We start from the raw sequence: 24,758 nt of genomic DNA on the forward strand, positions 1-24,758 counted from the left end.
TTGATCTAGGTAAGTATTACATGATTAAATAAATCGATTAAAGAATTCAAGAATCGTACGATTTACTTTGATTTCATTTTCTTTCTTAGAAAAACCGTGCCCTTCATCTTCTAGAACTAGGTATTCAACGTTAACTCCTCGGTCTTCAAGCGCTTTAACAATTTTGTCTGATTCAGCTTTTACCACACGAGGGTCATTTGCACCTTGAATTACTAGCATTGGTTTTGTCATTTGCTCTAGGTAAGTAATTGGTGAGTACTCGATTAATTTTTCCTTATCCTTCACAGGATCTCCTACCCACTGATTCATTGCCGGCTTCCAGTGCTCAGGAACTGAGTCAATGAACGAAAATAAATCACTAGGACCAAAGATATCTACTACAGCTTTGAAATAATCCGCATGTCGACCATGTAACAGAAGTGCCATGTAACCTCCATAGCTACCGCCCATTAATAGCACTTTATCACGGTCGGCATACCCGTTTGATATCAGCCATTCTACACCCTCAATATTGTCTAATCTTGGTCCATATCCCCAGTCACCTTCAACCATCTTCATGAAAGAAAGACCATAACCTGATGAACCACGGAAATTAGGTGTAAATATACTATACCCGCGATGTACTAAGAATTGGAACAAGGCTCTAAATGACTTTCGTTCTGCAGCCTGTGGACCACCATGTGGCCATAAAATTACGTGTCCATTGCTTACTTCCGGTTTAGCTTTAAAGAATAACGCCTCAATGTCTAAACCATCAAAAGATGGGTAAGTTACCACTTCTGGTTCACATAATTCATCTTTTGAAACACCAGGAACTCCTAAGTTAGTGCATGCTTTCCATTCTGTTGATCCATTTTCACATTGATAAATATTGTTGGGTTCCACTGCCGAACGACCTAGAAGGTATAGATTCCCGGTTTCGGTAACTATAAGCTTTTGGATTACACTTACAGGTATTTCAATTTTGTTTACTTGATTATCACCAATTGAAAACTCGTAAAGAAAATCCTCTACACCTTTTGAGCTTGTAATGTATAGTGATTGTCGTACCTTGTTATATTTAATAGATTGAAAATCCTCTTGTTCAAATGAAAGAACTTTTGAGAAAGATTTAGTTGTTATATCAAATTTAGCTAAATAAGAGAAATCATCATCATAATCGGTTATTAAGTAAATTTCTGTATCCGAAGTAAACAACACTGATGATGTTGTGTGCTGTTTATCTGTTTCTGGTGTAAGAAGGAATTCTTCTCCATCAACAACAACATGAGCTAGAGTATATGTATTCGCAAAGTGTCTAAAATAGACAAATTTGTCTTCATTAGGACCCACGTCTAATAAATATGTCCCTGCTTTTTCACCTACATTAACGATTGTCTCTTCATCTGTGTCTAGTTGATAACAATACGTATTCAGATACATTTTATTTTCTTTCGTAGACGTATAATACAAACGGCTACCATCCTTTGAAAGAATTGGAGACATATGACGCTCTCCTTCAGCAACTCTTAAAGGCTTTAATTCTCCACCAGAAGGCTTTAATGCATATAATTGAGTATTTTCATCTCCATCATGATCAAATCCCGCTATGAAAAAGCGGCCCTGTTTATCAAAGGTTAACTCATGGCAGCTTTGATCAATAAAAGTAAGTGGATAGGGAAAGTTATTTGGTAGGTCCATTCCCCAAAGGTTGTATTTTCCACTTAAATTAGTACTTAATATCAGTTGATCCTCACTTGGACTAACTGTGAAATTTTGAATGGCCAATGTCCTAAAAAATTGTTCTACATCAGGTTTTTTAAATGTAAGCATATCGTACCTTCTTTCTATTAATTTTAATGAATGCAAAAACCATTTTACACTTATCACTTCGACATTATTTTAAAATAATCCTGCTTTTTATTTCGGAATATGAAATATACTGCAATTTTCGATTATTTTTTACAATATTTATAATTTTTATATTATAGTTATAGCATAGATATAAATAAAGGAGAATGAACTTGAAGAAGGTAACTTTTAAACCTATTTTGATTTCTTTGTCTATCTGTTTTACGCTTATGGTATTGCTTTTTCTATTTATTGGTGAAAATTTAAGTAGTAATAGAGATGAAACACAATTACGAGAAGTATCTAAACATGGCTCTAAGTTAACCAACCAAGAATTTAAGGAATTTAGTACATCTATGACATTTGCAGCAATTGGAGATATCCTTATTCACGATAGGGTATATAATGATGCAAAAACTGGTGAAAGCTATGATTTTAATCCAATGTTTATGGCTGTAAAGGAATATTTAGATACACCTGATTTAACGATTGCCAATCAAGAAACAATTATTGGTGGTTCAGAAATTGGACTGTCATCATATCCTTCGTTTAACAGTCCTTACGAGCTTGCTGACTCTTTAATTGACAATGGGATTGATATCGTATCAATTGCTAATAATCATACTCTTGATCGAGGAGAAAAGGCAGTTATGAATGCTACTCATTATTTTGATGAAATTGGATTAGAATATGTGGGTGGATACAAAAATTTTGAAGACCAAAAGAAGATACGAGTGATGAATCGAAATGGTATTAATATTGCCTTTTTATCTTACACATATGGAACTAATGGAATTCCTGTCCCTGAAGGAAAAGGATACTTAGTCAATTTAATTGATTTACCGACCATTAAAAAGGATATTGCGGAGGCAAAAGAGGTATCTGATGTTGTTTCAGTTAGTATGCATTGGGGAAATGAATACCAGAGATATCCCTCTGATGAACAACAAAAACTTGCTCAAGAAATCGCAAATGCAGGTGCGGATATCATCATCGGACATCACCCCCATGTTCTTCAACCAATGAGTTGGATTGATCGAGAAGATGGAGGGAAAACCTTCATTATCTATTCTCTAGGGAACTTTTTATCAGGTCAAATCTGGGATTATAAGGACATAGGTGGAGTAATCCAGCTAGATATTATCAAAGAAATCAATGCAAAAGATGAAGTTGAGATAAAAATCGAAAATCCGGTATTTACAGCAACATATGTGACCAGTCAAAATCAACAAAATTATCGAATTGTCCCACTAAAAGATGCTGGCGAAGTTGGTTTATCAAATGCAACTGGTGTGTATAACGAAATAAATGACCACATGTTTCAATGGTTAGTCAATGAGACAAACTAAAGAAACGTAAAAGGAGGAAACATGATGAATTTATCAATTGTAGAGCAGGCGGTTAATTGGTATAAAACAGAACTTCATTTAAAAGAAGGAGACTATGTACGTTTCTTTGTTAGATATGGAGGCGCTGGAGGTATCCAACCAGGTTTTTCTCTAGGCGTTTCAAAAGATTCACCATCTACTGTAGGAAGTAAAACGGAGAATTCGGGGATAACTTTTTACATAGAAGAAGATGATTTATGGTACTTTGATGAACATGATTTAGCCATCCAATATAATGAAAAAATGAACGAACCTGTGTTTAAGTATAATTAACAAAAAGCTAATCGCATACCTTTTATGCGATTAGCTTTTTCTTTGTTCATGGCTGTTTCGTAAACTTTGTTGCTTTTGAAAGGTCTATTGTATTCACTATGAATTAATTAGAGTGGCATCTTTTCTTCTTAATCGTTAAACCAAAATCCTGAAATAATAATGTTATTTACTCTAGAATAGGTCAATTAGCAACAATCTTTTCAGAAAAGAGCCTTGTTCATTTAATTTTAAAGCGTTGAATATGACTATGTAGGCCCTCGGCTTTTAACACCTTTAATTGTATCTCACCTAGTAAATCGAAATGAGGATATACATTTCTATTATGTATCCATTCCCTCTTTAGGCCGTAAGAATGACCCCATTCAACTAATTTTTGAAGGTCATTACAGCCTACCTTAGTTACAGATGTAACATCCATAAAACGAGGGTCTTGCCAAAAATGAGTGATAAAGGCAATCTTACCTGCTGCTACTTTGTTTTTCCATTCTTCTAGTTCGTCTCTAGAAATTCCAAATGCCATTAGTTATTCTCACTTTTTTTCGCTTTTTCATAAGCTTGGTGCCACTCAGGATAATATTTCTTAAAATGAATAGGCCTAAATGAATCTTTTTTCACACAAACATGGGAAGATGTGCCGATTACGGAGATTTCTTGACTTTCATTTACAATTTCATATCCATATACACTTCTTATTCCATCATATTTTTCTATCCAAGTCGAGATTGTAGCTACTTCACCATATCTTAGTGGCTTTTTATAAGTGACTTGTATATCAATAACTGGAGAGATAATTCCGTCTTTTTCCATTCCTGCATAGCTAAATCCTAAATCCTTGATAAGAGCGGTTCTCCCTATTTCCATCCATACTAAATAGTTTGCATGATAAACTACACCCATTTGATCTGTTTCTGCATACCGAACTTCTATCTCTTTCTTTGATATGAACATTGTGTTTCTCCTTTATTACTACCTAATAGGTTTCATTGACAGTTATGATACCATACTTTCCTAAGAATACGGTAGTAAAAAGACCAAACTGTAACCTCCGTTTGGTCTTTGGTACGGTTTATTTATAGCCGTTCTCACGATCACTTGCTTCGTCTCTTATTTCATTTCTCATCGCTTCAATACTTTCTTCTCTTCTTTGATTCTTCGCTTCAATACGCGCGCGCTCTTCTTCTGTAGCTAACTGCATTGTTTCATGAGATTCCTCAATGTTTTCAATTGTATTTTGAACCATGTCTTGCAATTTTTCTACATTATCACTACGATCATCTGGTTTAGGTTGTTGTTGTTTCATCTTATTCCTCCTTGATATGTAAAGTACACACGTATTTTGCTTCAAGCCTTAGTAAATTAAACATCTAAAATATTGGTCGAAATATTTAATTGAAAATAAAAGGCGTATTGATATTCAATACGCCTTACAATGGTTATTCACCTTTTGTTTGAATGACTTGAGCATGCTTGCCCGATTTATCTTGCATTTTCTTACCCTTATTTCCTCTAAACCCACGTGGTTGTGTACCTAAGTGGTCTTGGCTAAAGTGGTCTGTAGTATTACCTGACATAATATCGCCTCCCTCATATTCATTATCACCAACAGACGGTGACTTCATGAAAGGCAAATGTCGGTTATTTACCCAATCACTATTCAGCCTTCTTTAAAAGCCTTTGTTCCAATCTTTCTTCAATTTTCGCCAAAGCTTCTTGATCACTTAATAGCTGTTGTTTATTTTCTAGAACTAACTCTTCAAAGGTTTGTTTTTTTACTTTTCTCAACCTTCACACCACCTTCAATTGATCTTAGTAGTATTTATTCCCAATTTCACGTCCAATTATTACAACTTTTAGAAAATTTCTTTATCTTGAAAATTTAAAAAAGAACCTTCCTAAACGGAAAGGTCCAAATAAAATTTATTCAAGTTCTTTTAAGTATGATTCCATCTGCTCTAAGGTCATCTCACCAGGATGTCTCTCCCTAATGATCCCCTTACTATCTATAAAAAAGGACACAGGTAAATTAAGGACTCGATACGTACTACTAGTTTGATTAGTCACATCCAAAAGAATCGGAAAGGTAAATCCATGTTCTTCAACAAAGTCTTTTGCTGTTTCTAAACTTTTTTCAGTCACCGTCATATTGACTGCCAGAACAACTACATCATCAGGAGCGTTGTTGTGTAATTCCTGCATTGCTGGCATTTCTTCTAAGCACGGCTTACACCATGATGCCCAAAAGTTTAATAATACTTTTTTTCCTTTAAGCTCTGAAAGCTTGACAGTACCACCGTTCATCATTTGAAGCTCAAAGTCAGGTGCGGTATTCCCTATTTCTACACCCACTACTTCACTTTTTTGTTTAGCTATTGCTTGCATAATTGAAAAACCGATCATAGCAAGTAACATTAAAATGGCTATGATTGTTAGTGGCTTTTTCATAATGTTCCTCCTAAAACTTCCCATCATCTAGATATTAAGTGTTTTCCTTATTTTATCATAAATATCTAACTTTGAATGAAAAAATGCTGACTCGTATATCTGAGTCAGCATCTATTTTCATATTAAGCTTTAAGCTTGTCACGAAGAACCATTTGAAGAATTCCACCATGACGATAGTAGTCAATTTCAACTTCGCTATCAAATCGCACAAGCACTTCAAATTCTTGCTTGTTTCCATCTTCATCAGTTGCTGTCACTTTTACAAAGTCACGTGGACGAACTGATTCATCGATTTGAACTTCAATTGTTTCTTTACCAGTAAGACCTAGTACCTCAGCATTTTCACCTTGTTTGAATTGTAAAGGTAGAACACCCATTAATACAAGGTTACTACGGTGAATACGCTCAAAGCTTTCAGCGATAACTGTTTTAATACCTAAAAGGTTTGTCCCTTTAGCTGCCCAGTCACGTGAACTTCCCATACCATAATCATTACCAGCTAAAACTACTAGTCCAGTACCTTCTTCTTTGTAGCTCATACAAGCATCATAAATAGTAGTTACGTCACCAGTTGGCCAGTGTGTTGTAAATCCGCCTTCAGTACCAGGAGCAATTTGGTTCTTAATACGGATATTTGCAAATGTACCACGCATCATGACTTCATGGTGTCCACGACGAGAACCATATGAGTTAAAGTCTCTTGGAGTTACTCCCTTAGATTGTAGATATTTACCTGCAGGAGTATCTTTTCCGATTGAACCTGCTGGAGAAATATGGTCAGTTGTTACAGAATCACCGAATTTTGCAACGACACGTAAACCACTTAATGGTTTTACTTCGCCTGCTTCAGGAGATAAATCTTCAAAGAACGGTGGATTTGCAATATATGTTGATTCATCATCCCAAACATATAATGCTTGATCCGTAGTTTCGATTTCATTCCAACGTTCGTTGTCATCGAACACACGCTCATATTCTTTTCTGAATAGTTCAGGAGTTACAGTAGCCTTAACTACATCCTTTACTTCACTGATTGATGGCCAAATATCTCTAAAGAATACATCATTACCATCTCTGTCTTTACCGATCGAGTCATTTTGAAGATCAATATCAACCGTACCCGCTAATGCATAAGCAACAACTAGTGGTGGAGAAGCTAAATAGTTTCCTTTTACCAGTGGGTGAATACGACCTTCGAAGTTACGGTTACCAGAAAGAACTGAAGTTACCAAAAGATCACTTTCTGCTACAGCTTTTTCGATTTCGTCAGCTAATGGACCAGAGTTACCAATACATGTTGTACATCCGTAACCAACTGTGTTGAATCCTAGCTTTTCAAGGTAAGGAAGTAATCCAGCTGCTTCTAGATATCCAGTTACAACCTTTGAACCAGGTGCTAATGATGTTTTTACATACTTTGGCACCTCTAAACCTTTTTCAGCAGCTTTTTTCGCAACAAGTCCTGCTCCAAGCATAACGTAAGGATTAGAAGTGTTTGTACAGCTTGTAATTGCAGCGATTGCAATTGCGCCTGTCTTCATGTTTACTTCATCACCATCGTTAAATTTAACTGTAATCTCTTTATTTATATCTTCAGGAGTTAAACCAAAACCTTGGTTTCCTGTCTTTGTTAGTGCTTCAGAAAATGATTCTTTCATTTCTGAAAGTGGAATTAAATCTTGAGGACGTTTTGGTCCAGAAAGATTTGGTTGAATATCAGCAAGATCAATTTCAACTAATGCAGTAAAATTAGGATCTTCCAAGTCTGGCGTATAGTATAATCCGTTATTTTTTGAATATTCTTCAACAACTTTAATTTGCTCTTCATCACGGCCAGTTAAACGAAGGTATTCAATTGCTTCTCCATCAACTGGGAAGAATCCACAGGTAGCCCCGTATTCTGGTGCCATGTTTGAGATTGTAGCACGATCAGCAAGTGGAAGTTGAGCAATACCAGGTCCGAAGAACTCAACAAATTTACCAACTACACCTTTTTGACGTAACACTTGAGTTACTTTAAGTGCAAGGTCAGTAGCAGTTGTTCCATTTGGAAGCGTACCTGTTAGTTTTACACCAATCACTTCAGGAACTGGGAAGTATGAAGGTTGACCTAACATTCCAGCTTCTGCTTCAATACCACCAACACCCCAACCTAATACACCAATACCATTAATCATCGTTGTATGTGAGTCAGTACCTACTAATGTATCTGGGAATGCTTCAAATTCACCGTTTTCACCTTCGATTGCATGTACAACATTTGCAAGGTATTCTAAGTTTACTTGGTGAACGATACCAGTTGCAGGTGGTACAGCACGATAGTTGTCAAATGATTTTTGAGCCCAGCTTAAAAATTTATAACGCTCAGCATTACGTTCAAATTCTAGATCCATGTTGAATTGAAGCGAATCCATAGTGCCCGCTCTATCAACCTGTACTGAGTGGTCGATAACTAAATCAACTGGAATTTCAGGATTAATTTTATCAGGATCTCCACCTAAGTCAGCCATTGCTTTACGTAGTGAAGCTAAATCTACGACTGCAGGAACACCTGTGAAATCTTGGAGGATAACGCGTGAAGGTTTGAATGGAACATCTACTTCCTTAACCTCATCTGTACCCCATTTTGCTAAGTTCTCAACATGTTCTTTAGTAATAACTCTTCCATCAACTTGGCGAAGAACTGATTCTAAAAGAACTTTGATTGAATATGGTAATTTTGATACATTACCAATGTTTGCATCTTCTAATGCTTTTAATGAATAATAGTTATACGTTTTGCCGTTTACATCAAAAGATGAACGAGCGTTAAAAACATCTTGTTTTGTCATATGTATTACCCCCTCTAATTAATAGTAGAACAATTTCAACAAAATGTCGAAAATAAAATAAAAACTCCCCACTAATTTACATGACAATATTATATTAATACACTACTTAACATAAGTAAATAAAAAGAAAGTTATCGTTTAGAATAAGTTTTCCTTATAACACTGTCCCCTTAAATATCTTAATTAAGATAATAATAATTTTAACATTGTTAAGCAAACTAATGTTGGAGGTGATGATGGTTATGGCTAAAAGAAAAGCGAATCATGTCCGACCTGGAATGAATCACGCGGACGCACAAGGAATTGGTGCAGGTTATAATGAAGAATTCTCAAATGAACCATTAACTGCGGAGCAACGTCAAAATAATAAAAAACGTAAGAAAAATCAATAAAGACTTTTTTAAAACCAAATAAAAATAAAGCCTGCTTTTCGCGGGCTTTATTTTTTTACTGATTCACTTCATCAATGATTGATTGAAGATCTTCTTTAAATTTATTGAGTTGGTCTAGTTGAGTATCAGATGCTACTTCTATCGCATTATTAATTTGATTAAAGGCTTCATTCACTTCATTTTTCAACCTTTTTAGTTGAACACCATAGTCTGGATCATCATGGACAATACTATGATACACATCCATTGCCTGGTTTGTCCCTTGTTCTGCCGCCTGATATGCTTGCTGTTTATCCTTTTGATAAGGCATTATAATTCCTCCCTACATTTAATTAATCATACTTAGCATCCCAATAATTAGCGAAAACATTACTAAACAAATAAGAATAAATTAATTAATATTTCTCATCCTATCTGTAGAAGGAGGGATTTCAAATGGCAGAAAAAAACACAGGCAAAGATATTCGAAGAAACTCACCTAAAGGTCATGAAGGCCAGCCAGAACCATTAAGTGGATCTAAAAAAGTGAAAAATAGAAACCATACCCGTCAAAAAAATAATGCGGGCCATGATCTATAACATTTCGAAATAAATAAAAGCTGGCCACTATGGTCAGCTTTTTACACCAAGACGATTACAGGCATCTACTACATCGGAGATTTCTTCGTCTGAAATCGTTCTAAAATCCAACACAACAGATTCATTTTTTACACGAGCAATGATTTTCACATCACCAGTTCTTAAAGTAACTGCCATATCCTCTGCCGACATACTCACATGTGTAAGTGTAACAGTATAGGTCGGAATCGTTACATCAGGCATCGTCCCTCCACCCACTTGTGAAACATCTTCTAAAAGTGCAGTGGACAAGTCTTTATTGTTAAGCTGGTTAATAAAGTGCTGTGCTTTTATTCTGATTGTTTCTTTATCGTCTAAAATATCTCTTACAGTCGGAATCGCCTTAATCTCATCTCCACCTGTTAAATATGGTTGTAATGTCGCTTCAAGTGCTGCAAGTGTCATTTTATCTACTCGCAATACCCTTGCAAGTTGATGTTTTTTTAGTTTTGCAATTAGCTCTTTTTTTCCAACGATAATCCCTGCTTGTGGACCACCTAAAAGCTTATCACCGCTAAATGAAACAATATCAGCACCCTCTTTAATCACCTCAGCAACAACTGGTTCATCTCCGATACGATGGGCTCGATAATCATATAACACTCCACTTCCTAAATCTTCATAGAAAAGGACATGGTTATACTTTTTTTGTAAGGAAATTAATTCATCAGTGGGTACCGTTTTTGTAAAACCAATGGTCTTAAAGTTACTCGTATGCACCTTCATAATCATAGCTGTTTCTTCGTTAATCGCATTTTCATAGTCGACTAGGTGTGTTTTGTTGGTTGTACCCACTTCAACTAATGTTGCATCACTTTCCTCCATAATACTAGAGACGCGAAACGATCCGCCAATTTCTACCAACTGCCCTCTGGATACAATGACTTCCTTATTCTTTGCTAGCGCTCTAAGAATTAAATACACTGCTGCAGCATTGTTATTTACAACCATGGCTGCCTCAGCACCGGTTACTTTTTGTAAGATTCCCTCAATAATGTCATGTCTGGACCCTCTAGTCCCCTTTTCAATATTGTATTCTAAATTGGAGTAGTTTCCTGCTATTTCTACAACCTTCTGTATCGCTTTTTCACTTAATCTCGCTCGTCCAAGGTTTGTATGTAGGACTGTCCCAGTCGCATTTATCACTTTTTTCATGTAATAAGACACAAGTGAAGAAGCTTCTTTTTCGGTCATGTGAAAAATCATATCTACTAAATAATCTTTCGTTATCGTTTCTTCAAGCATTGTGTTTGATTTAATTTTTGCTCGAATTGAAGTACTAACTTCTTGAACGATTTGAGTTAATTTTTCTTTTGTTAAACCATATGTAGTCTCAATTTCATGAAATCTCTTATTTTTTTGAATTTCATGGATTGGGGGAATTAATCGTAAATATTCGTTCATAGCTTGCCTCCATTTTGTTTCAAAGAAAAATGAAACAAATCTTCATGTAATGATTAAACTTGAAATAGACTAGGTAGGAAAAGCTGCTCGGGAATATTTGAAGGATTGTAATCAGAAGATATCGTGAGTGGGGCAATAGAAAGGAAGGAGTGCTGCGAATACAGACTCCTTTTTTAGAGAAATTCTATTTATTATCCACAAGCTTTGAGATTATTTCTTGAACATCTGGGAACTTGCCAACCTCAAGCTTTGAATAAATCTTCTCACCATTAACAATCACTTCAAATGCGCCACCAGAGCTTGGGATTAACTCAAGATTTGTTATCGTGTGACGAAAATGACTAAATAACTCTTCCGCGAAACTCGCGGCTTTTGGTGCGTAGTTTCACTGCATGCAAAATTCTACTGATACCTTAAAAGTTGCCATTTTACTTCCTCCTAGCATTTTTCCATTAGTTCTATATTATTTTATATAAAACAAGGGCTTTTCGCAAAACATTCGTATTTCTTATTCGAAAAACATTATTCACTTCTCCATACTCTTTCATTATCAACACGTTTAGTAATCTTTAATCGGTCATACAACTCAAGTAATGGTACAATATACTTCCTTGATAATTGTAGTATATCCTTTGCTTCCTTTATATCAAAAGAGTCACTAGTATGTTCTTTCATGACTAGTACAGATTGGTTTAATGCTTTTTCATGAATATAAAACTTTTCATCTAATTGATAAATTTGTTCCGTAAGAAGTAAATGATGAAGTAAGCTATTCCCCTCTTTTTCGGGTAACCCTGCTTGTCCTACATAATCACTCCATGAAGAAACCGTCAGATGATCTTTTTCAAGTGAGCGAACGACACCTTCCATTCGCTTTTCCCACTGCTTTGGAAAAGATGGAGCAAATTCAATCAATGATATATACTGCTCATCTTTTTTAAGAATCTGATCAGTTATTAAAAGTGTTATAGTAAAATCGATTAAATCTTTAGGATACGTCTTTGAAAAAGATTGAGTTAATTCTGCCTTGTTCATTCCAGGTAATAAGGTATTTTCCTCGTGAAACCCGTTAATTTCTTTTTCAATTTGTTCACCTAATTTAGAAATTATAAACATAGACGAATAACGGTCTTTCTTCACTTCAGTGAACTCTTCCTGAGAGAGGATATCTGTTAAAGCTTCATGAGACATTCCTGTTTCTTTCCCGAGTTCTTGAATTGATAACAGATGACCTCGTTTGAGCGCATCCAGTACGCGATCTTTAGGGGTTCCCTCTTTTTTCATATTAAGCATGCTAATTGTTTCATTTCCAAAGCGGTATTTTTGTCCTTGTGGATCAATGACCCATCCGCCTCCAATCGTTTCTGCTGGAGTAGGCCTTCTAAGGATAAAACGATCACCGCGTTTTGTTACGATTCCCTCATTTAATCTTAATTGGCATAAGATTTCGCCCTGATCATCTCCGGCTTCATTGCGATCAAAGAATACAAGAGTTCCCATGACTTCCTTTGTCCCGATATGACATTTAATTAATGAACGCTGTTTCACCTTATATTCCAAGTCATTAACAAATCGCAACGCAATATCCACAGTATCTGTTACAGCATAATCATTTGATGAAACAAGTACATCACCACGAGTGATTTCGCTTTTTGAAACACCACTTAAGTTAATCGCAACCCGCTGACCTGCTTGGGCTTCTTTTACTTGAGCATGATGAACTTGTAGCTGTCGTGCCTTTACCTCAATTTGGTTTGGTAAAACCGTTAAAAAGCTTTCTTCTTTGACAATTCCTTCATAAATCGTTCCCCGGACCACAGTACCTTGTCCTTTAACCGTAAATACCTGATCAATCGGCAGACGGAAGCTGCCTTCTACTTTCTGTGTTTCAATCGTTTCTAATTCACTTTTTATAATGTCTTTTAACTCGTTAATCCCTTTACCTGTAAGACTATCTACTAAAACTAGCGGGGCATCTGAAAAAACGGTCCCATCTAATTGTTCTTTTATATCATCTTCTACTAGTTCAATAAACTCAGGATCTACCCGATCAATTTTGGTAACTGCGACTATACCTCTTTCAATACCCAAGAATGAAAGAATCTCAAGATGCTCTGTAGTCTGTGGCATAACACCTTCGTCTGCCGCAACCACTAAAACCACTAAATCAATACCCGCTACACCCGCAATCATTTGACGGATAAATCGTTCATGTCCAGGAACATCAATTACTGAAACATCCATATCTTCACTTAGATGTAATGGAGCAAATCCTAACTCAATTGAAATTTGCCTTTCCTTTTCTTCTTTCAGCCGATCTGTATCAATATTCGTTAACGCCTTCGTTAACGTTGTCTTCCCATGATCAATATGTCCAGCCATTCCTACTGTAAAATTTCTTTTCCCCATGTTCTTTTCCCTACCTTTAAACTATACCTACTTATCTCCTTACTCTATCGCAATTGACAAGCTAAAAGCAACAAAACTAGCTTTAAATAATCATTTTAACTAGTAGAAGTTTCACGGATTTTTACGAATGGATTTAATGATAGTCATTTAATATATATCTATCTTATAGATAAACGTTGGACAATTTACCTTCTAATCCCCTGTAATAGCACGTGTTCAAAAAGCCATCTCATTTTTTTATGCTTAATACTTGAAAAATAATAAAAATTACTTTAATATAATAAATGTTGCTTTAAGCATAATCATATTTCGGGGTTGATTGGGGTACTGGTGTCCCTCACGGTCTTCAAAACCGATTGTGACCTGCGTGCCAGGTTAGCTGGGTTCGATTCCCAGGCAGTCCCGCCAAATTCATTAAAAACTTCAATTAAGTTGACTATAATATAAAAATACAACAGATGGAGCGCCCTAGCATGGGTGCTTTTTTTACTTGAAAAAACTTCTCTCTCTAGTAATGGTTTGTAGGCGCTATAAAAATCAAGCTTCATGTTATTTGTAATGTTTAAAAAATTATCTTTTAAGTAATTCTCCTAATGTAATATAATGGATATAAAATACACAGGAGGAATTTTATGGGATTATTAGATGGATTAATGGGTAACGCCTCTGAAGCCGATATAAAGGAAGTTTCAAAAGATTTAGAGTTAATTTTAACTGATAACGAACGAGTAGAGAAAGCATTCAAGTTAATTCGCGATTTAATTGTTTTCACAGATAAACGACTAATTCTTATTGATAAACAAGGTGTAACTGGTAAAAAGGTTGAATACCATTCCATCCCCTATCGTTCTGTTACTCACTTTAGTGTGGAAACAGCCGGCACTTTCGACCTAGATGCAGAACTTAAGATATGGATTTCCAGCACTACACAGCCGGTCGCAAAACAATTTAAAAAAGACAAAAATATTTATGACGTACAAAAAGCATTAGCTTCATACATACTCAAATAATCAAAATGCTCTCCTATATCGGAGGGCTTTTTTTATTAAATTTATTGCCCTTTATAAACTACTCCATCCCTCGCATTATCCGTGGAACGAATCAGAGAGCATCACTTTCATCCATTATATGTTTTAAAGGACAAACAACCACCTCGTCTACTCACCAAATTAGGTATACGCACATATCGTATCTTAATCCTGAGTTTTTGTACTAAAGGAGGATATGATATGACACTAACGCTCGCTCATTGGTTATATGGTATTGTCACAGTCATTATTATTCTGACTATGATTTTTAGAAAAGGAATTGTATTACCAACACTTTTAGGTACTTTTCTGATTGCTTGGATTTACCAAGGTAGTATAGTAAGTGGTTTCACAGCTGTGTTTAATGCCAATTTAACAGCTGCCAAAGAGTTATTTAGTATATTTCTAATTATTACATTTATGGTTGCCTTGCTTCAGTCTTTAAAGGACTTGGGAGCAGATCGGCAAATGATCTCACCTATTCAAAAAATAATGACGAATGGACATATTGCATACTTTGTTTTAATAATTGTGACCTATGTAATATCACTATTCTTCTGGCCCACTCCTGCGGTGCCTTTAATTTGTGCATTATTGGTACCCGCTGCAGTTCGAGCAGGTTTACCAGTCATGGCTGCAGCAATGGCTGTTTCACTTGCAGGTCAAGGAATGGCCCTGTCCTCAGATTACGTTATGCAAATTGCACCAAGCTTGTCGGCTAAATCAGGTGGTTTAGACCAAGCGGCAGTCGCCGATAAGGCATTAGTGCTTTCTCTCATTTCTGGTATAACAGCCATTCTAATCGGCTATCTTGCTACGAGAAAAAAAATGCGAAAAGCTGATGATTCAGTGGTTGAAAAGGAATTAGAAGCAATTCAAGGAAAGCAAAAAGAAAGCGATCAAACAATTAGCAAGCCAGGATGGAGCAAATTATTTGCTGTCTTGGTTCCACTGTCCATGCTAGCAGTAATTGTGTATATGATATTCACGAAGGTTAGTGTTGGTAGAATGGGAGGATTTGAAGGTAGTGATGGTGCTGCTTTTATTGGGGGAGTTACAGTCTTACTTCTCAGCTTAGCCACGATTTCTTATGGAAAAATTCATGCCTTAAATCGAATTAGTGATCATATAACGGAAGGATTCGTATTTGCCTTTAAGGCAATGGGGCCTGTTATACCAATCGCAGGATTTTTCTTCTTAGGAAGTAGTGATTTTTCAGCTAGCATTTTATCAATTGATTCAAATGAAAGTCCTGCTTTCTTATTTGACCTAGTTCAGGCTTCACAAGCATACATTCCAAATAACTCCTTCATTTCAGCATTCGGGATATTAATCATTGGGATTATCACAGGATTAGATGGTTCAGGATTTTCCGGTTTACCATTAACAGGTTCATTATCAAGTGCACTTTCATCCGGTTCCATCGACCCAACCACTTTAGCAGCTATTGGGCAAATGGGCTCTATTTGGACCGGTGGCGGAACATTGATTGCATGGTCATCTTTAGTAGCTGTTGCAGGACTATGCGGAATTTCAGTAATGGAACTTGTCAGGAAAAACTTCTGGCCAGTAATCATTGGGTTGATGATTTCAACCTTTGCAGCGTTACTCATTTGGTAAAATACACAAGATCAGCACCTGAATTACACATTCCAGGTGCTGTTCTATTACATTTTCAACAATGATTTTATCATTTTGCCCCAAAATGGCTGTAGAGACTTGAGTAAGCCACTTAATAAAACATCTAATTATTACATAAACCTCGATAACAAAAACTTATGTTAAGACATAAAATCAACTACATTTCATTTTGGAAATTGATAGAATAAAATAGGTTTATACAATATTAGGAGGTTAAGAGATGACCTTTCAATTCTTGTCAATTGACCATATACAACTAGCTGCACCAAAGGGATCAGAGGATATAGCTAGGGAATTTTTCGGTGGCATATTAGGGTTTATTGAAATTGAAAAACCTGAAGAACTAAAAAAACGTGGTGGAGTATGGTTTGGCTTTGAGGGATATCAAATACATATTGGGATTGAAGATCCCTTCACTCCAGCTAAAAAAGCCCATCCTGCATTTAGAATTAGAAATATCGAAGAGCTTAAGGCCCATTTATTACTCAATAATATTGAGATAATTGAAGACGACAAGCTACCTGGAGCAAATCGAATATACATTCATGATCCATTTGGAAATCGGATTGAAGTACTAGAAAAGATGTAGCTACCTATATACACTTTTAGTCCACTTACCCAAAGTGGACTAAAGTATTTTCTATTCATCATGTTTTGGATATTTACCAACTAGATAAATTGCACTAATAATTCGTTTATTTACCCATTTAAGATTCTCAGATGTATTTAATCTCTGAAAAACATTGTCTCTTCCATCAGCAGTTGTTACATAATGACTTGGAAGACTATTTAAACTTAGTGCAATAATATCAGTACGACATTTTTCACACTTACAAAAAACCTGAAAATCTGGACCAAGCATTTGAACAGTCACCAAAGATTCCACTAATTCTTCCATTACATTATGATATTTTTTACTCACATTCATTCTCTCTTTCTTGTTCGGTGATTACATTAGAAGTTTAAACTAATTATATCCCAATCGAAGGATTATACAATAAGAATCACTTCCTATATTGCAGTCAAGATAACACCTATTGCGATTAAGGCTATTCCAATCCCATTAAGGAATGATATCTTTTCTCCAAGAAATACAATTGCAGCAATAGTTGCAATGACTACACTTAACTTATCAATAGGTGCAACCTGAGACACTTTCCCAAGCTTTAAAGCCATAAAATAAAATAGCCATGATGTCGCCCCTGCTACTCCGCTTAGTATAATAAATAAAAATGTTTTCTTTTCGGCAATAATCGTTGGAATCTTTGACAGATTACCTTCAAACGCTACTACTCCTACTAAAAATATAGCCATAATGATTGCCCTTATTGCCGTCGCAGTATTGGCATCAATATTTTGTAACCCAATTTTCCCAAAAATACTTACTAGTGCAGCGGAAGCAGCAGCGAGGAGAGCAAATAAAAGCCATAATGCCATATTAATCACCCTTTATTCTTAATTCGAGGTAATAATTCCTGTTCCCTCTATTTTTGCTTCTACATTTACATTGATTTGCAATTTTGGATATAGTTCAAGCCATTTCTTGTATTTTGCACTTTCTTCACCAGAATGTGTGGCCCGGTATCTTAAACCAAATCCTAGTGGATCTACCTTTTCTTCTTGAAACTTAAGAATAAGGTCTTTTACTCTTTTGGTTGACGCTTTTGACACAAGTTTTTCATATCTATTTAATGTTTTTAGATCAATCATATTCTGTGATTCTTCAACAATACCACTTAACTTTATATTAATTTGCAAAGAGGGCTCATCCTGATTTTTTACATCCACCTTAAAATTTGAAGAAAGGCTTTGTACACTTATTAAAAACTTTTCGTCCTCTTCATCAACTAAAATATCAGTTTTATCATAGCCCTTATCTAGGATATTAAAGGTTTTGGTTTCGTCCTTATTCAGCCTTAACTTCTCTTTACCTTCTTCTAGGATTACTAATCGATTTATCATGAATAGCTTTTCCTTTCCCATTTCTACAATCGGTAACACAGGGTTTATCCCTGATTCATTTAAGTCACGGATAAATTTAAATAAAAAAACCGAAGTAATATATGGGGTTTCTGTTCCTTGGTCACCGAACGCTAGAAGCAGTGCATTTGAAGGCAGTCTTTCAGAGTCTGGTTTTAATTCTAATACTGCTTTTGCTGTCGGGCTGCCTAAAGTGACCCAAGCAACATTTTGAATGTCACGCCTTCTAACAAACCAATCCATCGTTTCCTTAATGTCTTTTTCAAATAACTCCTCACCTAACACGATTGTTTTTGCATGTCCAAAATCAAGTTCTTTGTCGACTCGTGATTTCATTATCCTGACCGCTTCAGTAATAGAGTTAGCTTCCTCTGAAATGAGGATAAACTTTTTTGCGCCCATTTTAGGTTCAGCTTCTGGAATAGCTAATTTTAGAAGGACATTATATTTAAAGTTATCGTTTTCAGGCTTATCAATTCCGATAGAAACAACAAAAAAACGTTTATCGATATCCTTAAACCCACATCCTACTAGCAATAAAATAAAAAATAAGGGGAGCATGATTTTTAAGAACCTCATTTGTTAAGCCTCCTAATCAACCAAAACAACATAAAATTCATACATAATATTGCAGGAATTAAGCTATCGAACCATCTACTAGCCGTAAATAAAATGGTTCTTTCATTTGTTAAGTATTGAATTAACACCGAAACTCCGGCAAATCCGATAATAATGATAAAGGGGGTTATATTTATCTTCTTTTTTGTCATTTTAGGAATGAGTTTTTCTATCCATTTCAAAGATACATGCCAGTGAATCATAATACTTAAGAGAGAAATACCAATATATAAGACCAAAAAAATAAATAAAACCCTTTCGATTACACCAAATTCGATTCTCATTGAATCAACCGTTGATATCCAAGGAAATGAATATGTTTTGGACATTTCTAAGCCATTTAAACCGATTGGAACGGCAACTGTTGTAAAAAGTGTGAATAACCCGGCAAGAGGTACTATCCAAAGCCATTTAAGTTGAAGTTTAGTAATATATTTATTAAAAACATTCAAATTTAAAAAACCTAGAAAAATATAAAGTCCAGCAGATAACGTTGTCCACGAAGGTAATTCCCAAAAATGTGTAAATACAATTCTTACATAATCCCAATTAAAATAGTCATGTACGTAGGCTTTTAGAAAAATCATTATCATTAAAGGAATATTTATTATTAATACGATCTCTAATACAAATAAGAGTGACTTAGAATCGAGTAAGACTCCCGCACAGATCACGAGTAAAAACATGAAAATTGTAACATTACTGCCCATTTCTGGATTTATAAACCTAGTTGAAATATCAACGAACACAATAAGTGTAATCAAACCAGCCATAAACCACATAACACCATTCAGAAGCGAAAATAAGCCATTAAACCATCTTGGTGTATACCTCTCAACTAAGTCGGGCATACCTTGTGCCGGGAATTTTTTGAGCTGATACAAAAACCAATACATCAATACTGTTCCAATGACAGTTGATAATATAATCCCCATGACCATTCCATTCGTTTGTTCACTCAACAAAATTCTTGGAACATAAGCAACAACATTTGCAAGCATGTTTAGTACGATCAAGAAAAATAAATAACGACTCACCCAAATCCCCCTATTCCTTACTTATATTTGTGGTTTCTGGATTTTCATCGTATCGTAGTCGAAAATAAGGTTCTTTGAAACTTTTTAGTCCAGCCAAATAAATAATTAAACCAAGAAACCCAACAATTAGTCCAATTATCCCTGTCAATGCTGTAATCGTTAATAATAAATACTTTACAACTCTCATTGAAAAACTCATTTCATTAATTGGAACAACAAAGTTAGATATAGCCACGGCCGCTACGATAATAATCATAATATTTGATACAAGGCCTGCCTCTACAGCAGCCTGGCCCAATATTAATCCACCTACTGTAGTGGCAGTCGACCCGATGGTCTTTGGCAATCGAATAGATGCTTCAACTAGTAACTCCATCATTAACAACATAAATAAAACTTCCACAAAGGAAGGATACGGAACTGCCAACCGACTACCAGCAATACTTAGCGTTAATTGTATGCGAAAAATCTCAGGATTAAAGGAAGATATTCCGATGTAAGCAGATGGGAGTAATAAACTGACAAATAAGCCTGTATACCTTAAAATCACCAAAAATTTTGATACCCAATAGGGTTGGTATAAATCTTCCATTGATCTCATAAAATCAAAGAACACAGCGGGTACAACCATGACAAAAGGTGTGCCCGCAAGCATCAATACCACCTTTCCCTTAGCCAGGTTATAAACAATACGATCTGGTCTTTCTGTAATCATATATGTTGGAAAAAGCGTTTTTCCTCTTGTATCGAATTCACGCTGTAATTCTCCTACAGATTGAATTGTCACATTTTTTATTTTTTTTAACCGTTTTTTTACCTCATTGACAATTTCCGACTTTGCTTTATCGTTGTCATATAGTAAAACTAAATCCATCTTGTCATTTTCTCCAACAGGATCACATTTTTCAACTACCAACGATGTTTGATGATATCTGGATCTAATTAAGTTAATATTTGTAATTAAATCTTCACTTAAAGCATTTTGTGGACCTTGTATTGTCGTTTCAACACTTGCGTCTAATATTGCATTATTTGGATTTTTCCCCATATTTAAGAGTAAGATTTCGTCTTCAATAAATAGTACAATATTTCCTCTAACAAGATCGTTAAGTGCCTTTTCTTTGTCTTCATATTCCTTGTAGCCTTCAAGACTCTTCAAGTACGATTTAATAGAATCAGATTCAAAAAATGGCTTAACAACATCTCTTTGGATTTTTTCAGGATCACATAATGTTTTTATGTACAGTAGTTTTATCTTCAAATCTTTCTTTGGATGTATCAATTCCTGTGAAACAGAGTCAACACTATGATTAATTTTATTATCTATATATTGATAAATCTCTTCTAATTTACTTTCGTCCATGATTAACCTCCCATGGTCTATCATATCGCTTAGCTTTACCTTGGAATTACTTAACAATACATGCAAAGCTTTCAACAATATATTTACATACTACTTACAATTTTCGCACCATGGAGTATGAAAATAGTGCATTCACCTAGTGTGGATTGAGCGGAGAGCCACTTGACTTCTGCGGGATTCAGTGGTCTCGTGAGACCCCGCAGGAGCCATAAAGCGACGAGGCTCACGGACCACCCGGCGGAAAGCAAGTGGATCGCAGCTCATGGGACTCTACATCCTTAGTTATTTTCAGGGTAACCAACTATTCACACTGATTATTTAGATAAAATTGTATAAATCACCAGAAAAAGGAAAATATGTTACTAAATGACGGGAGGTGTAAAAATGGAAGTGAATATGAGTGCCCAGGAAGTTCTTATGAACATCCAACAATTGCGCAATGGTGGATCTAATCTAAATAAAAAAAGTATAAAAAAAACAAATCCACAATTAATGAGAAATGCTCTACATTATTTCTCTGATTGGACTAGTGCTGTAGAAAAAAGCAACTCGTTGTAACTCGTCCTACATAGGAAGAAGCTGACAGTAAGTTGAGGCTATTATCTCACAGGAAAAGTTGTTATTTTATTATACTTATACATACTAGAGCATTAATTTATTAGTCAGCTACCCAAGCTTTTTAGTGCCTCCTTACTCTCTCCTTTTAGTTCTTAAAATCAAAAAATGAGCAAACAGAAATTACACTTTTTTATTTTAGATTCGGCTAGAAAACCTTTAAATGGCAATAATAAAGATAAGTCTATCTATGAAACAAAGGAGATAGACACAAACCATGTTTAGTCATATAGATAAGAGCTATTTAAAAGGAGATTTTTCTTAATGCTATTAGAGGATTCACTCTTAAATAAAAAGGTATCCATTAAACAACTCCTCCTAAAAAAAAATATTACTGGTATTCAATTTGATTCCAGGCAGATAGAACCTGGAAATCTCTTTATCGCTATTGAAGGAACATCTATGGATGGACATCAATATATCCAACAGGCTATAGAGCGTGGAGCATCTGTAATTATTGGAGAAAAAAACATTGAAGGTCTACAAGTTCCTTATTATAAATCATTTAACAGTCGTCTCGCCTTGTCTAAGGCAGCTAGTGAGTTCTATGGACATCCTTGGGAAAGACCTATCATGATCGGGATAACAGGTACAAATGGGAAAACCACCACTTCCTATTTTATTAGACACATACTAGAGCATCATGGACTATCATGTGGGCTGATTGGCACTGTGAAGCATATTATTAATGGCAATGAGATATTTTCAAGTCAGACAACACCAGACCCCATTCAATTGCAAAAGCTATTATCTGAAAGTAAAGATGACGTGATTATTATGGAGGTATCCTCTCATGGTCTCCATCAGGATAGAGTTAGTGGTATAGAATTTGACTTTGCTTTATTCACCAACTTGAGCCACGATCACCTCGATTACCATACAACTATTGAAAGTTACTTCTATGTAAAAGCAAAACTATTTAATTTATTAAAAGAAGATGGATTGGCTATCATCGGAACATACAACAACTGGGGTGATAAGATGAGACGAGTTATCAACACCCCAGATACTCGTGTATTCACCTTCGGATCAAATGATTACGACGACTACGAATTACTTCAATGGAATCAAGGCTCAATAAACAAATGTCTTATACGCGATATCAAGGATAAGATCAGTTTAGTCTTTCCTTTACCAGGTTTACACAATGTATGGAATGCATTAGGTTCTTTTGTGATAGCAAGGAAACTGAATATTAGCGTAGAAGAAATAAAACATGCTTTACTATCATTCCCAGGGGTACCAGGCAGGTTCCAAATGATAAACTACGAAAACCAGCCGACATTTATTGTTGATTATGCACATACACCGGACGGATTAGAGCACTGTCTATCAACCGCTAAGAAACAAAGTAGTGGAGAACTTATTCACATTTTTGGCTTTAGAGGAAACAGGGATAAAACAAAAAGAGAAACTATGCTGGAAATTTCAACCAGCAAATGCAACAAAGTTATTCTTACCTTAGATGATTTAAATACTGAAAGCTATAATAGTATGATTGAAGATATGAGATGTCTTGCTGAACGTAGACTAAACGTACAAATAATCCCTGATCGGACTCTAGCGATTGAACGAGCTTGGAAAGAGGCAGGGACAAATGACATTGTTATTATTACTGGCAAAGGCCCTGAGGAATATAAACAACCATTTACTCACCCATGTCTCTCAGATCAAGATACCGTAAATTTTTTAGTTAAGGAGTCTATAGATAATGATGTACAGGTAAGACATCTGCATTAATTTTAATTCATGTAGCTTAGATTATCATGTATAATAACATTATCGGTAAATGTATGAGGTGAATATATAATTATGATGTCAAATGGTTTGTTTTTATGGTCAATGGTGTTATGGGGATTTTTCCTTATAACTTTAATGGCAATCGGCGGATTCTTTATGTTTCGAAAGTTTCTTAAGAGGTTGCCAAAAGAAGATGGGAAATCAGATTTAGATTGGCAGGACTATTATCTAGAGAAATCCATTCATCTTTGGACAACAGAGCAAAAACTACTTCTTGAGGAGCTAGTAAGTCCAGTACCTGAATTATTTAGGGATGTTGCCAGACAAAAGATCGCAGGTAAAATTGGCGAATTAGCCCTAAAAGAAGCTGCTAACGAAATTACACAAGACCTTATTGTTAGGGGTTATATAAGTGCAACGCCAAAGCGTGACCATAAATTCCTAATAAAGAAACTAAAAGAAAAAGAAATTGATTTGTCACCCTATAGGCAGCTTCTCTTATGAGAAATAAAAATAAAGCCAATCAATTAAGGATGAAGTCGACTAGAGACTTCATCCTTAATTTAGTTTCCTCTATCCCTAGCTTTAGCGATTAAATAACAATTAAAAAAGCACCAGTCATAATAACGACTAATGCTCTAAGTTAATTGACTACGTAATTGTCTATATTTAATCAACATACCTATTCTCCATGGCACAATCATCCCAAATGCCAATACCCAAAACATTCCACTTAACTCACCAATATCGATTGTTGAACTTAAGATTGTTTTTAAGATAATCCGAATAATTAATAAACCCATCAATATAAAAATAAATGCCTTCGAACGTTTTAAGTAAATCTCATTGTCTTTAACCTCAAATGAAGATGTTTTAATAAGAAGAATAGAAAATAGTATCCCTACACCAACAGCTTCGAATACATGTAGTGTAGAAATTCGAAACATTGGGTGTAGAAACATCAAAGCCCCTGAACTCATAAAAATAGGGGGTAGTACAATTTTCTTTATACTTGTAGGTTGTTTAGCGGCACGCACCCTCACTACTGTAACCAGACAAGCCATAATAAAAGCAAGTATAGAGGTAGCAATTACCAATTGTGAATCATCCTTTTTTGTTATTTAAGAAAAAGCTCAAGGAGCCGTTTGG

The 24,758-nt window shown here is 35.4% G+C and carries 28 protein-coding genes and 1 tRNA gene; 11 read left to right on the plus strand and 18 right to left on the minus strand.

Annotated elements, in window-relative coordinates; genetic code table 11:
- Positions 1–24: 24 nt before the first annotated feature.
- Positions 25–1,812: a S9 family peptidase gene (locus tag BK579_RS15260; protein ID WP_078546898.1), complete on the minus strand. Its 1,788-nt coding sequence runs from the start codon at positions 1,810–1,812 to the stop codon at positions 25–27.
- 185 nt (positions 1,813–1,997) lie between these two features.
- Here BK579_RS15260 and BK579_RS15265 point away from each other — a divergent pair, with 185 nt between their 5' ends.
- Together BK579_RS15265 and BK579_RS15270 are read left to right on the plus strand one after the other, a co-directional pair.
- Positions 1,998–3,179: a CapA family protein gene (locus BK579_RS15265; RefSeq protein WP_078546900.1), complete on the plus strand. Its 1,182-nt coding sequence runs from the start codon at positions 1,998–2,000 to the stop codon at positions 3,177–3,179.
- A gap of 24 nt (positions 3,180–3,203) precedes the next feature.
- The gene (locus BK579_RS15270) at positions 3,204–3,491 is read left to right on the plus strand and encodes a HesB/YadR/YfhF family protein (RefSeq protein WP_078546902.1); all 288 of its coding nucleotides are present in this window, start codon (positions 3,204–3,206) and stop codon (positions 3,489–3,491) included.
- A 217-nt stretch (positions 3,492–3,708) separates the two neighbouring features.
- Here BK579_RS15270 and BK579_RS15275 read toward each other — a convergent pair whose 3' ends face one another.
- From BK579_RS15275 to acnA, 7 genes are all read right to left on the minus strand, one after another.
- On the minus strand, positions 3,709–4,011 hold the full coding sequence (locus BK579_RS15275; RefSeq protein ID WP_078546904.1) for a hypothetical protein: 303 nt from the start codon (positions 4,009–4,011) through the stop codon (positions 3,709–3,711).
- Positions 4,011–4,439: an acyl-CoA thioesterase gene (locus BK579_RS15280; protein ID WP_078546906.1), complete on the minus strand. Its 429-nt coding sequence runs from the start codon at positions 4,437–4,439 to the stop codon at positions 4,011–4,013. The genes BK579_RS15275 and BK579_RS15280 overlap by 1 nt, the downstream gene beginning before the upstream one ends.
- A 118-nt stretch (positions 4,440–4,557) precedes the next feature.
- Positions 4,558–4,791, minus strand: coding sequence for a small acid-soluble spore protein Tlp (tlp, locus tag BK579_RS15285; RefSeq protein WP_078546908.1), 234 nt, complete (start codon positions 4,789–4,791; stop codon positions 4,558–4,560).
- A gap of 133 nt (positions 4,792–4,924) precedes the next feature.
- Positions 4,925–5,062, minus strand: a complete 138-nt coding sequence (locus tag BK579_RS15290) for an acid-soluble spore protein N (protein WP_078546910.1) — start codon at positions 5,060–5,062, stop codon at positions 4,925–4,927.
- Between the two features lie 79 nt (positions 5,063–5,141).
- Positions 5,142–5,273 (minus strand): FbpB family small basic protein, encoded by a 132-nt coding sequence (locus tag BK579_RS15295; RefSeq protein WP_078546912.1) that lies wholly within the window; start codon positions 5,271–5,273, stop codon positions 5,142–5,144.
- A gap of 135 nt (positions 5,274–5,408) precedes the next feature.
- A complete protein-coding gene (locus tag BK579_RS15300) occupies positions 5,409–5,933 on the minus strand; it encodes a peroxiredoxin family protein (protein WP_139365109.1) in 525 nt (174 codons plus the stop codon).
- Positions 5,934–6,055: 122 nt separating this feature from the next.
- The gene (gene acnA, locus BK579_RS15305) at positions 6,056–8,764 is read right to left on the minus strand and encodes an aconitate hydratase AcnA (protein WP_078546914.1); all 2,709 of its coding nucleotides are present in this window, start codon (positions 8,762–8,764) and stop codon (positions 6,056–6,058) included.
- Positions 8,765–9,006: 242 nt separating this feature from the next.
- On the opposite strand from acnA, the gene sspO reads away from it, so the two are divergent.
- Positions 9,007–9,156 (plus strand): small acid-soluble spore protein O, encoded by a 150-nt coding sequence (gene sspO, locus BK579_RS15310; protein ID WP_078550625.1) that lies wholly within the window; start codon positions 9,007–9,009, stop codon positions 9,154–9,156.
- A gap of 55 nt (positions 9,157–9,211) precedes the next feature.
- Here the strand turns inward: sspO and BK579_RS15315 are convergent, their stop codons facing one another.
- Positions 9,212–9,466 carry a hypothetical protein gene (locus BK579_RS15315; RefSeq protein ID WP_078546916.1) on the minus strand — a complete coding sequence of 85 codons (255 nt, stop codon included), beginning with the start codon at positions 9,464–9,466 and terminating at the stop codon, positions 9,212–9,214.
- A gap of 125 nt (positions 9,467–9,591) precedes the next feature.
- Between BK579_RS15315 and BK579_RS15320 the strand changes: the two genes are divergently transcribed.
- The gene (locus BK579_RS15320; protein WP_078546918.1) at positions 9,592–9,735 is read left to right on the plus strand and encodes a small acid-soluble spore protein P; all 144 of its coding nucleotides are present in this window, start codon (positions 9,592–9,594) and stop codon (positions 9,733–9,735) included.
- Positions 9,736–9,768: 33 nt separating this feature from the next.
- Here BK579_RS15320 and selA read toward each other — a convergent pair whose 3' ends face one another.
- From selA to selB, 3 genes are all read right to left on the minus strand, one after another.
- Positions 9,769–11,178, minus strand: coding sequence for an L-seryl-tRNA(Sec) selenium transferase (selA, locus tag BK579_RS15325; protein WP_078546919.1), 1,410 nt, complete (start codon positions 11,176–11,178; stop codon positions 9,769–9,771).
- 184 nt (positions 11,179–11,362) lie between these two features.
- Positions 11,363–11,605 carry an Rdx family protein gene (locus tag BK579_RS25685; RefSeq protein WP_407936249.1) on the minus strand — a complete coding sequence of 81 codons (243 nt, stop codon included), beginning with the start codon at positions 11,603–11,605 and terminating at the stop codon, positions 11,363–11,365.
- Between the two features lie 95 nt (positions 11,606–11,700).
- Positions 11,701–13,587 (minus strand): selenocysteine-specific translation elongation factor, encoded by a 1,887-nt coding sequence (gene selB / locus BK579_RS15335; protein WP_078546921.1) that lies wholly within the window; start codon positions 13,585–13,587, stop codon positions 11,701–11,703.
- 311 nt (positions 13,588–13,898) lie between these two features.
- On the opposite strand from selB, the gene BK579_RS25690 reads away from it, so the two are divergent.
- From BK579_RS25690 to BK579_RS15350, 4 genes are all read left to right on the plus strand, one after another.
- A tRNA-Sec gene (locus BK579_RS25690) sits at positions 13,899–13,995 on the plus strand.
- A gap of 224 nt (positions 13,996–14,219) precedes the next feature.
- Complete coding sequence (locus BK579_RS15340) at positions 14,220–14,597, plus strand: PH domain-containing protein (RefSeq protein WP_078546923.1); 378 nt, start codon at positions 14,220–14,222, stop codon at positions 14,595–14,597.
- 219 nt (positions 14,598–14,816) lie between these two features.
- The gene (locus tag BK579_RS15345) at positions 14,817–16,235 is read left to right on the plus strand and encodes a hypothetical protein (RefSeq protein WP_078546925.1); all 1,419 of its coding nucleotides are present in this window, start codon (positions 14,817–14,819) and stop codon (positions 16,233–16,235) included.
- A gap of 241 nt (positions 16,236–16,476) precedes the next feature.
- Positions 16,477–16,845 carry a VOC family protein gene (locus tag BK579_RS15350; RefSeq protein ID WP_078546927.1) on the plus strand — a complete coding sequence of 123 codons (369 nt, stop codon included), beginning with the start codon at positions 16,477–16,479 and terminating at the stop codon, positions 16,843–16,845.
- Between the two features lie 51 nt (positions 16,846–16,896).
- Here BK579_RS15350 and BK579_RS15355 read toward each other — a convergent pair whose 3' ends face one another.
- The 5 genes from BK579_RS15355 to BK579_RS15375 form a co-directional block, all read right to left on the minus strand.
- Positions 16,897–17,178 carry a late competence development ComFB family protein gene (locus tag BK579_RS15355; RefSeq protein WP_235848445.1) on the minus strand — a complete coding sequence of 94 codons (282 nt, stop codon included), beginning with the start codon at positions 17,176–17,178 and terminating at the stop codon, positions 16,897–16,899.
- Positions 17,179–17,267: 89 nt separating this feature from the next.
- Positions 17,268–17,693 (minus strand): EamA family transporter, encoded by a 426-nt coding sequence (locus BK579_RS15360; RefSeq protein WP_078546929.1) that lies wholly within the window; start codon positions 17,691–17,693, stop codon positions 17,268–17,270.
- Positions 17,694–17,711: 18 nt separating this feature from the next.
- The gene (locus BK579_RS15365) at positions 17,712–18,815 is read right to left on the minus strand and encodes a Ger(x)C family spore germination protein (protein ID WP_078546931.1); all 1,104 of its coding nucleotides are present in this window, start codon (positions 18,813–18,815) and stop codon (positions 17,712–17,714) included.
- Positions 18,812–19,891 carry a GerAB/ArcD/ProY family transporter gene (locus BK579_RS15370; RefSeq protein ID WP_078546933.1) on the minus strand — a complete coding sequence of 360 codons (1,080 nt, stop codon included), beginning with the start codon at positions 19,889–19,891 and terminating at the stop codon, positions 18,812–18,814. The genes BK579_RS15365 and BK579_RS15370 overlap by 4 nt, the downstream gene beginning before the upstream one ends.
- Positions 19,892–19,901: 10 nt before the next feature.
- Positions 19,902–21,254 (minus strand): spore germination protein, encoded by a 1,353-nt coding sequence (locus BK579_RS15375; protein ID WP_078546935.1) that lies wholly within the window; start codon positions 21,252–21,254, stop codon positions 19,902–19,904.
- Between the two features lie 384 nt (positions 21,255–21,638).
- On the opposite strand from BK579_RS15375, the gene BK579_RS25695 reads away from it, so the two are divergent.
- The 3 genes from BK579_RS25695 to BK579_RS15385 all read left to right on the plus strand — a co-directional run bounded on the left by BK579_RS25695 (position 21,639) and on the right by BK579_RS15385 (position 24,113).
- Positions 21,639–21,812: a hypothetical protein gene (locus BK579_RS25695; RefSeq protein ID WP_169891163.1), complete on the plus strand. Its 174-nt coding sequence runs from the start codon at positions 21,639–21,641 to the stop codon at positions 21,810–21,812.
- Between the two features lie 321 nt (positions 21,813–22,133).
- Entirely contained in the window at positions 22,134–23,609 is a 1,476-nt protein-coding gene (locus BK579_RS15380) for a UDP-N-acetylmuramoyl-L-alanyl-D-glutamate--2,6-diaminopimelate ligase (protein ID WP_078546937.1), read from the plus strand.
- Between the two features lie 75 nt (positions 23,610–23,684).
- On the plus strand, positions 23,685–24,113 hold the full coding sequence (locus BK579_RS15385) for a DUF2621 domain-containing protein (protein ID WP_078550629.1): 429 nt from the start codon (positions 23,685–23,687) through the stop codon (positions 24,111–24,113).
- A gap of 134 nt (positions 24,114–24,247) precedes the next feature.
- Here BK579_RS15385 and BK579_RS15390 read toward each other — a convergent pair whose 3' ends face one another.
- Positions 24,248–24,706 carry a CcdC family protein gene (locus tag BK579_RS15390; RefSeq protein WP_078546939.1) on the minus strand — a complete coding sequence of 153 codons (459 nt, stop codon included), beginning with the start codon at positions 24,704–24,706 and terminating at the stop codon, positions 24,248–24,250.
- Between the last annotated feature and the right edge of the window lie 52 nt (positions 24,707–24,758).

Origin of the sequence: Litchfieldia alkalitelluris (assembly GCF_002019645.1) — a bacterium.
Taxonomy (GTDB): Bacteria; Bacillota; Bacilli; order Bacillales; family Bacillaceae_L; genus Litchfieldia; species Litchfieldia alkalitelluris.